The sequence below is a fragment of the Breznakia sp. PF5-3 genome (assembly GCF_029504745.1).
Taxonomy (GTDB): domain Bacteria; phylum Bacillota_I; class Bacilli_A; order Erysipelotrichales; family Erysipelotrichaceae; genus Breznakia.
Genome location: NZ_JAQFIQ010000003.1, coordinates 75,251 through 90,403, shown reverse-complemented (window position 1 = coordinate 90,403; position 15,153 = coordinate 75,251). Strand labels below are relative to the sequence as shown.

The window sequence follows — 15,153 nt, the reverse complement described above, 5'->3', positions numbered from 1 at the left end:
CAAAACGAATCTATTATCTATTAATTAGAGTGTAAATGCAATCGATATTGAAGGCGATGCTTCTGTTTGATTACATTACATATTATACGAGGAGGAACGGAATGAATTTTATAAAAAGAGCTTTATTGAGCACGATTAGAAAAAAAGGGAAGTCAATAATTTTATTAGTAGTTATTTTTATACTAGGTAACCTTATGGCGGGTTCAATCGCAGTGAAACAAGCTACAGTGAATGTCGAAAAAACGGTTAAAAACAAGTTAGGTGCAGAAGCTGTTGTTGATTATGATTGGGAAAATCTGAGTGAAGATAAAATTCCAAAGCTTGATCAAAAAACAATTGATAAAATCGGAAAACTAGATGGTGTAAAATATTATGAATACAATGTAAGTTCATTTTTGAATTCTAAAGAATATGAATCTTATTGTGGCCCTGATTGTGAAATGGGGGTAGTTGATGGTATTGGTGCAGGTTTTGAAATTTATGGGGTCCAAATACCATCCATTTTAGATATTAGCGAAAAGAAAATCAGTCTAAGTGAAGGTCGTGTTTTTAAACAGCAAGAAATTGATGAGGGAAAACCAGTTGCCCTTGTCTCAACCATCTTTGCTGAAATGAATAACATTCATGTGGGAGATACGGTTACATTTACTGCTGCTGTTTATGATTGGGAAGATATGGATGGTAATGGAGATCCTAAAGTTTTGAGTACAAAAGATTATTCAATGGACGTAATTGGTATTTTTGATGCTTCATTATCCATAAAAGAAGAAACTGGTGAAGATGGTGGAATGGTAGATTATTATTTAACACAAAGAATCTATGTTCCAAATGATCTTGCTAGTAAAGCAAATAACTGGATGATGGAAGAAGAAAAAAAGGTTAATCAAAGTGAAGAAGAATATGAAAATTTTGAATCCCTCAATGCTACTTACTATTTGAAAGATGCATCTCAATTAGAAGAATTTCGAGATGATGCAAAAAAATTGTTACCAAAAGGATTTGCTATAACAATTTCAAGTGATGCATATGATTCAGTAGCAGGACCAATCTCATTCATTAGTTGGTTAGCAACTGGAATTCTTTACATTTCAATAGGTGCAACAATTCTTATTTTAGGATTGGTAGTTATTTTATTCTTAAGAGATAGAAGACATGAGTTTGGAATTTATTTGTCAATTGGTGTAAGGAAATGGAAGATTGTAGCACAGATTGTAATAGAAGTGTTAATTGTAGGTATTATTGCATTAACATTATCATTATTTAGTGGAAAAGAACTTGCGAATGGCGTTTCACAAAAAATGATTGAACAACAAGTAATCAATGAAGATCCTTATGGATATACCTATACAAGTTATATGGATTCAAATGTGGACCAAAATGAAGTTCTTGATGCCTATGAAGTAACATTAGATGGTGATTATATCGTAATGCTTTATCTAATTGGTCTTGGGACATTGTTAGTTTCATCAATTGCACCAACGCTATATGTGGTTCGATTGAAGCCTAGAAAGGTATTAATGTAAGGGGGATATTATGGCAATATTAGAAGTAAATAACCTTGAGTATTATTATCAAGATGGAGAAAATATAAGATATATTTTAAAAGACTTAAGTTGTTCTTTTGATAAAGGTGTATTCTATACAATTAAAGGGCAATCTGGTTCTGGAAAAACAACATTGTTATCACTTATTAGTGCTCTTGATACACCAATGAAAGGGAGTATCCTTTATGAGCAAAAAGAAATAAAGGAAATTGGATATGAAAAATATCGTCGTAATAAAATTGGAATTATTTTCCAATATTACAATCTTATTCCTTATTTAACAGGTATAGAAAATATTGAATTGGCAATGGGAGAAACTGATAATGATGTTCCTAAAAACAAGAAAGAAGTTGCTTATAACTTGTTAGATTTTATTGGAATCACCAAAACCAAAGCGGATCGACAAATTAATAAACTATCTGGTGGAGAGCAGCAACGTGTTGCAATTGCTAGGTCACTTTCAACAAACGTTGATGTTATTTTAGCTGATGAGCCTACAGGGAACTTAGATGCAAGCATGCAACAAGAAATTGTAAATATTTTTAAAACGTTAGCCCATGAACATAATAAATGTGTTATTGTTGTAACTCATAATGATGAAATTGCGAAACAATCAGATAAATCATTTATTCTTAGTCAAGGAGCTTTAAAAGAAGATGAGTGATTTTTTAAAGAACTTTACAGATGATAAATATGGGAAACTTTTAGATGAACATGAAGAGCAATCTAAAAAAGAAGATAAAGAAAAAGAATCAAATGAAACAACTGAAATTCCTATTGAAAAGCCAAAACCAACAGTTGAAAAAGCATTGAGTGATGAAAATAAAGCCAATAAAAAGGATAAAGTTCACGCAGTAATATCAAAGACAAGTATAGGTAAGCATAAAAGAACAGACACAGTAGAAGAAATTAATAAAGATCCAAATTATCAAAAGAAAAAAATTATTCAACATGGACTATTGGTTTTAGCAATCCTATTAGTGTTTGTTGGAGGATTTCTAGTCTATCGATTTATGAATGAGAGAACGTTGCCAAACTTCGTAGATAAACCTATTTCAGAGATGCAGGAGTGGTCAAAGAAAAATGGTGTTGATTTAGATATCAATACAGAATTTTCTATGAAATATGATAGTGATCATGTGATTTCAGTAAATAAGAAGGCAGGTAGTAGTGTTCAAAAAGGGGATTTGCTAATTGTGAAAGTTAGTGAAGGAGCAGATCCAGAAGAACTTCTAGAAATACCGGATTTTGCAACTTATAATGAATCTAAAATCAATGATTGGATTAGTGAAAATCGAGCAGATAATTTAAAAATTCAAAAAGAGTATAGTAAAACTGTAAAAAAAGGGGATTTTATTCGTTTAGAATTTGCTGATAAAGATATGACAAGAAAAGCATATAAGCGTAAAGATTATGCAACGGTTACTGTTTCTAAAGGGGAAGCGAAGAAAACAATAGAAGTTCCTGATTTTAGTGGTAAAGAAGTTGCTGAAGCTGTAGAATGGGGTAAGAAAAATGAAGTTAAGATTATTCAAAAGGAGGAGTACTCTGAAAGTGTAGAAGCTGGAAAAGTGATTTCTCAAAGTATTTCCTCAAAAGAAAAGGTTGCCAAAGGAAATGAACTTACAATTGCTGTATCAAAAGGAAAAGCACAGATTGTTCCTAATTTTTCTATGTTTACCTTATACACAATCAATGAAATTGGTGAAAAGGAAGGTGTCCCATTTTTAGTTGTTGAACGGTATAATGCAGGAGTTCCTTATGGACAGTTTATTTCACAAGACATTGCACCTGGTACAATAATTGAAAATGAAAATGTATCTAATGTTGTTGTAACTTATTCAATAGGTAATCCATATATCAATCGTTCTGATGTTATTTATAAGACTGAGAAGGAACTTCGTGATTACTTCTATGAAATGAATCAGAAAGGTGCAAACATTACCTATAAAATACAACATGTTGCTCCTAATACATGTCAATTTAAAGATCAACCTATTGAAAAAGGTATTACTTGTGGAGCTAGTTATAATAATCAATTTATTGAAATCGGTTCAACAATTACAATCTATATGGCAAATGCAGATTTAAATAATTAATATCTAAAAACACTTAAATTTAGTATAATGACATTAATAAAAGGAGGTATGTATGTTAGAATTTCGATATGATACACAGTTATTAATTGAAGGCAAAAATTTATCTGAAGATGCAATTAATGATTATATAACTTCAAACTTTGAAGGTGATAGTTTATTAGCAGTAAGAGATGATGAATTGATAAAGATTCATTTTCATACCAACAGGCCTTGGGAAATTTTAGAGTATTGTTCAACACTGGGGGAAATCTATGATATTGTTGTAGAAGATATGGAACGTCAATCAAAAGGATTAAAAGGATAATAGAATAAAGTAAAAGATTTTTCTTTTACTTTTTTATTTACCATAACATTATATTTTTATGTACGAAAAAAGATTGTACTTCCTTTTTTTCTCTGTTAAGATATGAGATAGTCATAATAAAGGGGGGAAACTATGAAAGATTTGGAATTGATTAGCTTTCAAATTATATCTGCAGTTGGAAGTGCACGATCGCTATATATTGAAGCAATACAAGAAGCAAAAAACAAAAATTTCAAACGTGCTAAATCTTTGGTTGAAGAAGGAAGCTCTCAATTTATTGAGGGTCATCGAGCACATACTAAATTAATTCAAGAAGAAGCAAACATTAATGATATATCAATTAATTTACTACTTGTTCATGCAGAAGATCAGCTTATGAGTGTAGATACATTTAAGATTATTGCAGAAGAGTTTATTGAAATATATGAAAAATTAGATTATAAGGAAATACTATAATAGAAAAACCCTACTCAGATAAATTGGGAATGAGTAGGGTTTATTATATTGAATTACTAGGAGATGAGTTTGTATTCTAATAATTCAACAATCATATCATATATTGGGTAATGGTAGTAAGTCAAGTGTATTTTTTATTTGAAATAAAAATTATAAAATAATTGAAATTCATTTGCTGAAAGCGGTTCCAAATCAATGGAGAATAGAGTATAATATTTTTATAGATTATTGTCATTTAGGAGTAACTTATATGGAGGAATTAATGAATCAGATTTTAGAGGATCGTGGTATTAAATATTTGGTACATTTTACACAAGCAGAAAATCTTTATAGTATTTTCCGTTATGGGTTATTACCACGAACAGATTTAATGGAGAAAAATATTGAGAGTTATTTTAATTTTAAAAGTCGAAAATATCATGATGCTATTGCATTATCTATAGAATTTCCTGATTATGTTCAATTTAACTCAATTCGGTTTCGTCAACATAATTTACCATGGGTTATATTATTGATTGATGCAAGTATTTTAGCAAGTAAAAAATGTGCTTTTTCGCCAATGAAGGGGAGTCCATTATCATATGGAGAAAATGCCTTTTTGCAATTGTTTGATGAAGTTGATGACCAAGTTAGTAGAAAAGAATTAAAGCTAGATTCTAAATATCCTACTACTGTACAGTCTAAGGTGTTATGTTATGATGAAATACCTGTAGAATATATAAAAGAAGTTCATTTTGAAGATCGTTCTAATTACTTTATTTATAAAGGTACAATTCCAACAAGTTGTAAAACAACGGTAAAAATCTGTCAAACATATTTTCAAAATCGCAATGATTATGAATATTGGAAAATTAATAATTACAAAAGGTTGCCTGAATAACAACCTTTTTTTGAGCATTAAAATTGTATCGTTTTTTGTTCAATAGTAGAATTAATATTATAGGACAAAGGAGAAAATAATAATGGAAAAAATTGTAGTAATTGGAGCTAATCATGCAGGAACAGCTGCCATCAATACCATGTTAGACACATATAAGGATATTGATGTAAGTGTTTTTGATGCTAACTCAAATATTAGCTTTTTAGGATGTGGGATGGCACTTTGGATTGGGGATCAAATTCATGGCTCTGATGGGTTATTTTATTCTAGCCGTGAAGCAATGGAAGAAAAAGGTGCAAAAGTTTATATGGAAACACCTGTTGAGCATATTAATTATGATAAAAAAGTTGTATATGCAAAAACAAAAGATGGAAAAGAAATTGAACAGCCTTATGATAAGTTGATTTTAGCGACTGGTTCTTTACCAGTAAAACCTAATATTAAAGGAATGGATTTAAATAATGTACAATTTGTTAAACTCTTTCAAAATGCACAAGAGGTTATTGATAAATTGGATGTACAAAAAGATATCCATCATGTGACAATTGTTGGTGCTGGTTATATTGGTGTAGAATTAGCAGAAGCTTTCAAGAGGAAAGGGAAGTTAGTTCAAATTATTGATGTTGCTGAACATAGTTTAGCAAATTATTATGATTCAGAATTTACAGATATTATGGATGAAAACTTACATACGCATGGTATTAAATTATCTTATAACGAGACTGTAAAGGCATTAGAAGGAACAACCAAAGTTGAGAAAATCATAACAGATAAAAATTCATATAATACAGATATGGTTGTATTCGCTGTTGGTTTCAAACCTAATAATGTTCTTGGAAATGAGCATTTGAAATTATATAAAAATGGTGCTTTTATTGTTGATAAAACACAAAAAACTAGTGATGATAGTGTTTATGCAATAGGGGATTGTGCAACCGTGTATGACAATGCCATTCAAGATATTAATTATATTGCTTTAGCTACTAATGCTGTACGTTCTGGGATTGTCGCTGCTCACAATGTTTGTGGAACTCATCTAGAGTCAGCAGGAGTGCAAGGATCCAACGGAATACGTATCTGGGATATTAATATGGTTTCTACTGGTTTAACGCTTAAAAAGGCGTTAGAACACGGTTATGATGCAGATGTAACAGATTTTGAGGATTATCAAAAACCTTTGTTCATTGAACATGATAATGAAAAAGTGAAAATTAGAATCGTATATGATAAAAACACACGTCGTATTTTAGGGGCACAATTATGTAGCAAATATGATATTTCAATGAATATCCATATGTTCTCCTTAGCAATTCAAGAAGGTTTGACAATTGATAAATTGAAACTTCTTGATATCTTCTTCTTACCACACTTCAATCAACCATATAACTATATTACAATGGCTACTTTACAAGCAAAATAAAAGATGCTTTTAAACGAATACCCTATGACTTTGTCATAGGGTATTTAAATTTAGCATCCTTTTTTATGTGAATTCCTTAAATTCTTTATACCAATCCAATTTTTTAATTTCTTCCATACCACCATTCATTTCGATGATATCGGCAATTGTAATGTTAGTTAAATATTCTTGTAATTCTTGATCTATTCGATACCAGAGATCCCTACGAAGCACTCTTGCAAGCAAATCTGGACGCTTATGATAGGGAGCAACTGTATGACTGTTTTCCATTGCTACAATAATACTATAAACATCAATATCTTCAGGTTTTTTTGCTAATCGATAACCACCTTTGATTCCTCTAACACTTTCAATAAAGTGATGTTTTTTCAAAGACAAAAAGATATTCTCAATATATTTTGTAGAAAGCTTTAAATGTCGACTAGCTGAGCGAACAGAAATAAGATCCTCATCTCCAAATATCGCTAAACCAAGACAACATCGAACCGCATATCTAGATTTGGTAGTTAATTTCATTATGTACAGCCTCCCTATAAGAATCAACAAGATCTTGCAGTGTAATTTCTTCTAATTCACGATATAATTCCAATTGTAAATCACACCACATTTTTTGTGTCATGCACGATCCGGCCTGTGGACAAACGTCCTGTGAACAGGGAGCAGTAGATAAATGATTTTCCACTGCTAAAACGATTTCTTTACATGTGATATCTGCAGGATCTTTCGTAATTTGATATCCTCCATTCTTTCCTCTAACACTTACAACTAAACCAGCATTTTTTAAATCCCTGAAAACATGTTCCAAAAATTTAAACGAACAATGCCTTGCATTAGCAACTTCTGAAACTGACATATTTATACTATCATTATCAGCTAAGACAACCATTGACTCAACTGCGTACATTCCTTTTCTTGATACTCTCATATAGATAGTTTACCTTAAATTTTTTGAAAACACAATAATTCCTATAAAAATTGTAGGAATAGTTACTTTAATTGACAAACATACGTTTTCAATATATAATCCTACTAAACTAGTAGGGATATTTTGTTCCCATGGGAGGAATTTAAAATGAAAAAAATATATAATAATATAACAGAATTAATTGGTAATACACCACTTGTAAGAATAAACAATTTAAACAAAGGCAATGCTGAAATTCTTGCAAAACTTGAATCCTTTAATCCAGGAGGAAGTGTAAAAGACCGTATTGCTTATAATATGATTCAAGATGCTTTGGAAAGTGAAGTAATCACTTTAGATACTGTGATTGTTGAACCAACAAGTGGTAACACAGGAATTGGATTAGCTATGGTCTGTGCAGCTTTGGGGATGAAGTTAATTATTGTAATGCCTGAATCAATGAGTATCGAAAGAAGAAAAATAATTCAAAGCTATGGAGCTGAGCTAATTTTGACACCTGCTGCTGGTGGAATGAAAGAGGCAATTGCTAAAGCGGTAAGTTTATTAAAAGAAAATGATAATTACCATATATTACAACAGTTTGAAAATCCAGCGAATCCAGCAGCACATTATAAAACTACAGCTGAGGAAATATATCGTGATACAGATGGAAAAGTTGATATATTTGTTGCTGGTGTTGGCACTGGAGGTACAATTATTGGTGTTGGTGAAAATCTTAAGAATAAATTACCAAATATGAAAATAGTTGCTGTAGAAGCTGCAAAATCACCTGTTTTATCTGGTGGTAAACCTGGTCCACATAAAATTCAAGGTATCAGTGCTGGATTTGTCCCTGGGGTATATAAACCGTTTGTTGTTGATCAGATTATGCAAGTTGATGATGACAATGCAATTAAAACCAGCCAAGAATTAGCAAAACGTGATGGTATCTCGGTTGGAATTAGTAGTGGAGCTGCTCTTTTTGCAGCACTAGAACTTGCCAAGTTACCAGAAAATGAAAATAAACAAATTGTTGTTTTATTGGCAGATGGTGGGGAACGATATTTATCTACAGATTTATTTAAATTTGATTAAAAGCACATATGTGCTTTTTTTATTTTGACATTAAAAGTTTTTTGCATTTTCACTGGAAATAGTTTTTAATATAAGGGTGGAGGTTTTTATGGCAATCATTTTTGATTTTAATGGAACGATGTTTGATGATGCAAAATATCATGATTTTGCTTGGAAGAAAATATCAACTGAACTAAGAGGGTATCCACTTAGCGAAGATGAGTTGAAACAACATATTCATGGCAAAACAAATGAAAAAATTATATCTTATTTAATAGATACTGATTTTGAAACTAATAAAATTATTTCTCTAAAAAAAGAACAGCTTTATCGTGAATTAGTAAAAAAAGAAGAAGCTGGAGAATTGGTTGATGGTTTACGAGAATTCTTAGATTATTTAAAAGAACAAAACATTCCAATTACCATTGCAAGTGCTTCAATAAAAGAAAATATTGATTTCTTTTATTCTTTTTTCAATTTAGAAACATGGTTTAAAAAAGAAGATATTGTATTTGATGATGGTACACATAAGAATAAGATTACCATGTTTAAAAAAGCAGCTGACCATATGGGCGTTAATATAAAAGATTGTATCGTTTTTGAAGATTCTATAAGTGGAATTAAATATGCCAAAGAAGCTGGTTGTACACAAATTATTGGAATTCATAAGACCTTATCAATTTCAGATGCAGTATTAACAATTAGAGATTTTAAAGATCAAAGAATATATACATTAATAAAAGAGGAGAACACTATATGAACACAATTTTATTTGATTTAGATGGTACTTTATTATCTATGGACTTAGAAGAATTCATTGAAAAGTATTTTGGGTTAATTGCAAAACGATTTAAAGATAGTGAATATGATGAAAAACTTTTAGTAAAAGCTATTTATGCTGGAACTTCTGCAATGCAAAAAAATAATGGTTCTAAAACCAATGCTGAAGTATTTTGGAATACTTTCGAACAAATTTCAAATATACCAATGCAAAAAATTGAAGGTGACTTTGAAGACTTCTACCACCATGATTTTCAGTTAATTGAAAAAACGGTTACTGTAAACCAAGATATTGTAGAAGCAATTAATATCTTAAAACAAAAAGGGTATCGATTGATTTGTGCAACAAATCCTTTATTTCCAAAAATAGCCAGTGAATCAAGATTGCGTTGGAGTGGTGTAGATACAAGTGCTTTTGAATACGTTACTACCTTTGAGGATTTTCATTTCTGTAAACCTAACCCTGCTTATTTTGAAGAAGTAATGGAAAAATATAATATTGATAAAAAAACTTGTATAATGGTAGGGAATGACGCTATAGAAGATGGTGCAATACAAAAATTAGATGTTCCTCTTTATTTGATAAACGATCATTTGATTAATTCAAATAATGCTGAAATAACAGCTACATGGTGTGATAATGCTACTGCATTCTTACAATTAGTTAAAACCTTTGATGATGTGAAAAAATAAGGCAAATTCTGCCTTATTTTTCTTTGATTTTAATCGCTTTTATCTTTGCTTTAAAATCTTCAAGAAGACTTCTATCAAAGTTAAATTTAAGATGTTCGAAACTTGGGAACGAACGTTTGAAGTGTTCTTGTCTTTTTTCTAATTTCTTTATTAATGCATCAAAGTTTTTAGTCAATGTTTCTTTTGTTAACTCACCAGTTTCATAGATTTCATGAATGGTTTTATGTATTTCTTTTAATGCTCTATCAATATTCAATGCACCAAGTGTAGAAATTATGACATCAATCATGATACCAACTGCTAAAACAATTGCTATAGTCACTTCGAATTGATTAGGTATTTTATCGATGAAATCAATCACCAAAGGATGAATAGCATATACAACAAATAAACCTAGAACACCAAACATAAGTGAATTTTTTAAACATACTCTTCCATTGATATTGTACTTATAAGTTGAATAATCCCACCAACGGATATGAAAAATAGTTTCCATTAACCAGCTAGTAAAATATTCTAATAAAGATGTAACCACAATTCCTAGAATAAAAATAAGTAGGGGATAATCAACAAATGGATTCAATATATACATTATAAGTAGTGCACCAAATCCATATATTGGACATATGGGACTATATAGAAATCCTCTATTAACCCATTTTCTCTGACCTATGCTTACATATAAAGATTCACACACCCAACCTAGAAAAGCATAAGCCACAAAAAACAAGAATATATTATATAGTTCCATATCTTATTTCTCCATGTTCATTTTCGCGTTAGACAACATTAATTTGATTCTATTTTCTTGGTTGATTGTACTTGCACCAGGGTCATAGTCTATTGCAACTACATTCGATTCAGGATAGTTATCCTTTATTTTCCGCATCATTCCTTTTGCAACAATATGATTTGGTAAGCAACCAAATGGTTGTGTACATATCACATTGTTAACACCACTATGAATAAGCTCTAACATTTCACTTGTTAAAAGCCAACCTTCTCCCATCTTTACACCCTTAGATATATAGTCTTTTGCCATAACTTTAACTTCATTAAAGTTGGACATCACTTTAAATTTTCCATGCTTTTTAATCGCTTTGATCATTTTATTTTGACTATGTACCAAATATCTTAAAGCAATTCTAGCTAAGTTGCGATTTACTTTATTTATATTATACAAATCATAATCCAAAACCATATTTTCACAACAATAGGCAATGAAATCTAATAATCCAGATAACACTGGTTCTGCACCCTCACGAATTAGAAATTTTTCTAATTCATTGTTTCCTAATGGAGAATATTTCATATATATTTCTCCAACAATACCAACCCGAACTTTTTCTTCATTTGATTTTGGGATTGCCTCATAATCTTCTAAAATCGCTTTATAATTTCGTTTTACTCTTAAAAAAGAAGGGGAATGCATTTGATCTGCTATTCTCTTCGTCCATTTCTTATCAACAGCTTCTGTATCCCCAGCATTCAGTTCATATGGTTTACACTGATTTGATATCCACATAAGCATATCTCCATAAATGATAGCATACACTGCTTTTATCAAGAAGCGATAAGTAAATTTAAATCCACTATTCGTTTCAAGTCCATAAAAATTAACAGAAATAACTGGAACTTGTTCCATACCATTATTTTTCAAGGCTTTTCGTAACAAATGAATATAATTACTTGCACGACAACCACCACCAGTTTGTGTCATAATTAGCGCTACTTTATTTAAATCATATTTTCCGCTCTTAAGAGCATCTATCATTTGGCCAACAACCAATAAAGCAGGGTAGCAAGTATCATTGTGTACATTTTTTACCCCTTCATTCACAATGTTATGATGTGTTGTTTTAAGCAATTCAACTTTATAACCTTCTGAAATTAATAATTGTTCAATAATCTCAAAATGCATATTTAGCATATTAGGAATCAAAATCGTATGTGTTTTTTTCATTTCTTGTGTAAATTCTACACGATTATCTTGTTGCATCTTCTTCACCTCGATTCCTCATTGCTGCTAATAATGATCGGATCCGAATCTTAACAGCACCTAAATTATCAATTTCATCTATTTTTATTTGTGTATATAATTTATCGTTCACTTTCAAAATATCGCGAATTTCATCTGTTGTAATAGAATCTAATCCACATCCAAAAGAAACAAGTTGAATCATTTCGCAATTATCCAAAGTAGAAACATATTTAGCAGCTTGATATAAACGTGCATGATAAGTCCATTGATTTAATACTTTAAGTTTTTTAAACTCACTGTTTCTAGCAATGCTATCTTCACTTATAACAGCACATCCTAGTGATGTTATAAGTCGATCAATTCCATGATTGATCTCTGGATCAATATGGTAAGGTCGTCCAGCAAGACAAATTGACATAATTCCTTCACTTTCAGCATATTCTAATGCTTTAATAGCATAGTCTTCTACTTCTATTTTATGCTTGTCATATTGAATAAAAGCTTTTTCTGTTGCTTCTTCCATCTCTTTTTTAGAAATAATAATTCCATTTTCTTTAAAATATTTACGCATTTTTTTCATGAAATCTTTTCGATTATTTAAACTTATATATGGATATAATAGCTGTGTATTATCAAGGTCTATATTAGCTTCAATAACTTCAGGATAATATGCTACAACAGGGCAGTTGAAACAATTTTCACTAATACCTTCATCAAAGTTATATGTCATTGCTGGGTAAAAAATTTGTTTTACACCTTTTTCCATTAAATTCAAAATATGTCCATGAACAATTTTTGCTGGATAACACGCAGTATCTGATGGAATGGTATGTTGTCCCTTGTTGTAAATCGCTTTACTTGATTTATCGGATAACACAACATCATAGCCTAGCGATGTGAGGAAAGTGTGCCAAAAGGGAAGGTTATCATACATGTTTAATACCATTGGTACACCTATTTCACCACGATGACCACTGCCTTTAATATCTTTATATTCTTCTAATTTTGAATATTTAAAACTATATACGTTGGGAATATTAAAATTTGTCTCTCCTTTGATTGGCCTTTCACATTTGTTTCCAGCAATCAAGCGTTTTCCATCATTAAATGTATTGATTGTTAAACTACAATGATTCGTACAAAGATTACAGTTGATAACTTTAGATTCATGACTAAAGTCAACTAAATCTTTCATGCTTAAAATACTACTTTTTACTGGTGCTTGTTCTTTGGCGATCAATGCAATTCCATATGCTCCCATCAATCCAGATATTTGAGGGCGAACAACATTTTTTCCTAATTCTATTTCAAAACTGCGTAATACAGTATCGTTTAAGAAAGTTCCTCCTTGCACTACAATATTTTTACCTAAATCTTCTGGGTCATTAATACGAATAACTTTGTACAATGCATTTTTCACAACCGAAATTGCTAATCCTGCACTGATATCTTCAATTGTAGCACCGTTTTTCTGAGCTTGTTTTACACTGGAGTTCATAAACACAGTACATCGTGAGCCAAGATCAACTGGATTTTTACCAAGCAATCCCATCTGTGAAAATTGGATAATATCATATCCAAGTGATTTAGCAAATGTTTCAATAAATGATCCACATCCACTACTACATGCTTCATTTAAGATGATTTCATCAATACGATCTTCTTTTATCTTAAAACACTTCATATCTTGGCCACCGATATCAATAATAAAATCTACTTCTGGCTTAAAATGTTTAGCTGCACGATAATGAGAAATTGTTTCTACTTCTCCTACATCTAAATGAAAGGCTTGGCGAATTAATTCTTCTCCATAACCCGTAACACCACTTGACGCGATATTAAGTGTAGGATTTTGCAAATAAATATGTTCTAATTGAGCTTTTACTACATCAATTGGATTTCCTTTATTATTTGTATAATTTGTATATAGAAGATTATTATTTTCATCCATTAATACAACTTTTGTCGTTGTACTACCAGCATCAACCCCTAAATAAGCTTTTCCATTATATGTACGAAGTTCTGTATGATCAACTTTCGCAAGCGCATGACGATTTTTAAATTCTAAATATTCATCATCATTTTGAAAAAGGGGAGGCAATCCTGCTTGAGAGACTTTGGTATTAGCACTGCGAGTTAATGCATCTAATAATTGACGATAACTATAACTTTCATTGTTACTGTCAGCAAAAATAGCTGCTCCAAGACCCACAAAATAAGGCCCCATATCTGGTATAACTGCTTCATCCTCATTTAGTTTAAGCGTATCTATAAAACGTTCTCGTAACCCTTTATTAAATGATAGAGGACCACCTAAAAACAATACATTACCTTCAATTCTTCTTCCTTGTGCGAGCCCTGTGATTGTTTGATCAACAACCGCTTGAAAAATACTAGCTGCAATATTTTCTTTTTGTGCACCTTGGTTGATTAATGGTTGTATATCTGTCTTTGCGAATACTCCACACCTGGAAGCGATTGGATATATCTTTGTATAGTTTTGACTTAATGTATCCAATGTTTCTAAATCAACATTTAACAGGGAAGCCATTTGATCAATAAAAGCACCTGTACCACCTGCACAAGTTGAATTCATTCTCTCTTCAACTGCTCCTTTAAGAAAAATTATTTTAGCATCTTCACCACCTAGTTCAATTACTACATCGCTTTTCGGATGGTATTTCTTTACTGCCTTGGTAGTGGCAAAAACTTCTTGTACAAATGGTAATTCTCCCATATTGGCAATTCCAAGACCTGCCGATCCTGTGATAGCAACCTTGACTTTATTGTCTTTCAATAAATCTTTTAGTTCAATTATTTTTTCTAATGCCATTTCTCTAACTCTTGACTTATGGCGTTCATAACTTTTGTATACAACATTATCTTGTTCATCAAGAACGACTGCTTTAATCGTTGTTGAACCAATATCCAAACCAATTTTATATGTCATAATTTTTTCACAACCATTCCTTCTTTAATTTTACTGTATCAGTTATTTTAACATATCTTGATTTTTAT

At 30.9% G+C, this 15,153-nt stretch carries 15 protein-coding genes; 10 read left to right on the top strand and 5 right to left on the bottom strand.

Annotated features, from left to right (window positions below; all coding sequences use genetic code 11):
• The first annotated feature begins 101 nt into the window (after positions 1–101).
• The 7 genes from M2475_RS01495 to M2475_RS01465 all read left to right on the top strand — a co-directional run bounded on the left by M2475_RS01495 (position 102) and on the right by M2475_RS01465 (position 6,703).
• A complete protein-coding gene (locus M2475_RS01495) occupies positions 102–1,523 on the top strand; it encodes an ABC transporter permease (RefSeq protein WP_277489143.1) in 1,422 nt (473 codons plus the stop codon).
• 10 nt (positions 1,524–1,533) lie between these two features.
• The gene (locus tag M2475_RS01490) at positions 1,534–2,208 is read left to right on the top strand and encodes an ABC transporter ATP-binding protein (protein ID WP_277489140.1); all 675 of its coding nucleotides are present in this window, start codon (positions 1,534–1,536) and stop codon (positions 2,206–2,208) included.
• Positions 2,201–3,643, top strand: a complete 1,443-nt coding sequence (locus M2475_RS01485; protein WP_277489139.1) for a PASTA domain-containing protein — start codon at positions 2,201–2,203, stop codon at positions 3,641–3,643. Before M2475_RS01490 ends, M2475_RS01485 begins: the two co-directional genes overlap by 8 nt.
• Before the next feature lie 52 nt (positions 3,644–3,695).
• Entirely contained in the window at positions 3,696–3,947 is a 252-nt protein-coding gene (locus M2475_RS01480; protein WP_277489137.1) for a kinase to dihydroxyacetone kinase, read from the top strand.
• A gap of 132 nt (positions 3,948–4,079) precedes the next feature.
• Positions 4,080–4,403, top strand: coding sequence for a PTS lactose/cellobiose transporter subunit IIA (locus M2475_RS01475; RefSeq protein WP_277489136.1), 324 nt, complete (start codon positions 4,080–4,082; stop codon positions 4,401–4,403).
• 250 nt (positions 4,404–4,653) lie between these two features.
• Positions 4,654–5,283: a DarT ssDNA thymidine ADP-ribosyltransferase family protein gene (locus M2475_RS01470; protein WP_277489135.1), complete on the top strand. Its 630-nt coding sequence runs from the start codon at positions 4,654–4,656 to the stop codon at positions 5,281–5,283.
• Positions 5,284–5,365: 82 nt separating this feature from the next.
• Positions 5,366–6,703, top strand: a complete 1,338-nt coding sequence (locus M2475_RS01465; protein ID WP_277489134.1) for an FAD-dependent oxidoreductase — start codon at positions 5,366–5,368, stop codon at positions 6,701–6,703.
• Positions 6,704–6,766: 63 nt separating this feature from the next.
• Here M2475_RS01465 and M2475_RS01460 read toward each other — a convergent pair whose 3' ends face one another.
• Both M2475_RS01460 and M2475_RS01455 read right to left on the bottom strand, forming a co-directional pair.
• Positions 6,767–7,219, bottom strand: a complete 453-nt coding sequence (locus M2475_RS01460) for an Rrf2 family transcriptional regulator (protein WP_277489133.1) — start codon at positions 7,217–7,219, stop codon at positions 6,767–6,769.
• A complete protein-coding gene (locus tag M2475_RS01455) occupies positions 7,197–7,628 on the bottom strand; it encodes an Rrf2 family transcriptional regulator (RefSeq protein ID WP_277489132.1) in 432 nt (143 codons plus the stop codon). The genes M2475_RS01460 and M2475_RS01455 overlap by 23 nt, the downstream gene beginning before the upstream one ends.
• Positions 7,629–7,775: 147 nt before the next feature.
• Between M2475_RS01455 and cysK the strand changes: the two genes are divergently transcribed.
• The 3 genes from cysK (at position 7,776) to M2475_RS01440 (ending at position 10,154) form a co-directional block, all read left to right on the top strand.
• Entirely contained in the window at positions 7,776–8,702 is a 927-nt protein-coding gene (gene cysK / locus M2475_RS01450) for a cysteine synthase A (protein WP_277489131.1), read from the top strand.
• An 88-nt stretch (positions 8,703–8,790) separates the two neighbouring features.
• Positions 8,791–9,441 carry an HAD family phosphatase gene (locus M2475_RS01445; RefSeq protein ID WP_277489130.1) on the top strand — a complete coding sequence of 217 codons (651 nt, stop codon included), beginning with the start codon at positions 8,791–8,793 and terminating at the stop codon, positions 9,439–9,441.
• The gene (locus M2475_RS01440) at positions 9,438–10,154 is read left to right on the top strand and encodes an HAD family hydrolase (protein WP_277489129.1); all 717 of its coding nucleotides are present in this window, start codon (positions 9,438–9,440) and stop codon (positions 10,152–10,154) included. The genes M2475_RS01445 and M2475_RS01440 overlap by 4 nt, the downstream gene beginning before the upstream one ends.
• A 13-nt stretch (positions 10,155–10,167) precedes the next feature.
• On the opposite strand, the gene M2475_RS01435 is transcribed toward M2475_RS01440, so the two are convergent.
• From M2475_RS01435 to M2475_RS01425, 3 genes are read right to left on the bottom strand one after another with little or no spacing between them, the layout of a single operon-like run.
• Entirely contained in the window at positions 10,168–10,905 is a 738-nt protein-coding gene (locus M2475_RS01435) for a putative ABC transporter permease (RefSeq protein ID WP_277489128.1), read from the bottom strand.
• Positions 10,906–10,908: 3 nt separating this feature from the next.
• Complete coding sequence (locus tag M2475_RS01430; protein ID WP_277489145.1) at positions 10,909–12,153, bottom strand: 2-hydroxyacyl-CoA dehydratase; 1,245 nt, start codon at positions 12,151–12,153, stop codon at positions 10,909–10,911.
• Positions 12,140–15,085 carry an acyl-CoA dehydratase activase gene (locus M2475_RS01425; RefSeq protein ID WP_277489127.1) on the bottom strand — a complete coding sequence of 982 codons (2,946 nt, stop codon included), beginning with the start codon at positions 15,083–15,085 and terminating at the stop codon, positions 12,140–12,142. Before M2475_RS01425 ends, M2475_RS01430 begins: the two co-directional genes overlap by 14 nt.
• Positions 15,086–15,153: the final 68 nt, after the last annotated feature.

What these genes read in the sequence shown, in the direction of transcription:
- M2475_RS01495 (WP_277489143.1), top strand. Translation starts at nt 102, where the DNA reads ATGAATTTTATAAAAAGAGCTTTATTGAGCACGATTAGAAAAAAAGGG.
- M2475_RS01490 (WP_277489140.1), top strand. Translation starts at nt 1,534, where the DNA reads ATGGCAATATTAGAAGTAAATAACCTTGAGTATTATTATCAAGATGGA.
- M2475_RS01485 (WP_277489139.1), top strand. Translation starts at nt 2,201, where the DNA reads ATGAGTGATTTTTTAAAGAACTTTACAGATGATAAATATGGGAAACTT.
- M2475_RS01480 (WP_277489137.1), top strand. Translation starts at nt 3,696, where the DNA reads ATGTTAGAATTTCGATATGATACACAGTTATTAATTGAAGGCAAAAAT.
- M2475_RS01475 (WP_277489136.1), top strand. Translation starts at nt 4,080, where the DNA reads ATGAAAGATTTGGAATTGATTAGCTTTCAAATTATATCTGCAGTTGGA.
- M2475_RS01470 (WP_277489135.1), top strand. Translation starts at nt 4,654, where the DNA reads ATGGAGGAATTAATGAATCAGATTTTAGAGGATCGTGGTATTAAATAT.
- M2475_RS01465 (WP_277489134.1), top strand. Translation starts at nt 5,366, where the DNA reads ATGGAAAAAATTGTAGTAATTGGAGCTAATCATGCAGGAACAGCTGCC.
- M2475_RS01460 (WP_277489133.1), bottom strand. Translation starts at nt 7,219, where the DNA reads ATGAAATTAACTACCAAATCTAGATATGCGGTTCGATGTTGTCTTGGT.
- M2475_RS01455 (WP_277489132.1), bottom strand. Translation starts at nt 7,628, where the DNA reads ATGAGAGTATCAAGAAAAGGAATGTACGCAGTTGAGTCAATGGTTGTC.
- cysK (WP_277489131.1), top strand. Translation starts at nt 7,776, where the DNA reads ATGAAAAAAATATATAATAATATAACAGAATTAATTGGTAATACACCA.
- M2475_RS01445 (WP_277489130.1), top strand. Translation starts at nt 8,791, where the DNA reads ATGGCAATCATTTTTGATTTTAATGGAACGATGTTTGATGATGCAAAA.
- M2475_RS01440 (WP_277489129.1), top strand. Translation starts at nt 9,438, where the DNA reads ATGAACACAATTTTATTTGATTTAGATGGTACTTTATTATCTATGGAC.
- M2475_RS01435 (WP_277489128.1), bottom strand. Translation starts at nt 10,905, where the DNA reads ATGGAACTATATAATATATTCTTGTTTTTTGTGGCTTATGCTTTTCTA.
- M2475_RS01430 (WP_277489145.1), bottom strand. Translation starts at nt 12,153, where the DNA reads ATGCAACAAGATAATCGTGTAGAATTTACACAAGAAATGAAAAAAACA.
- M2475_RS01425 (WP_277489127.1), bottom strand. Translation starts at nt 15,085, where the DNA reads ATGACATATAAAATTGGTTTGGATATTGGTTCAACAACGATTAAAGCA.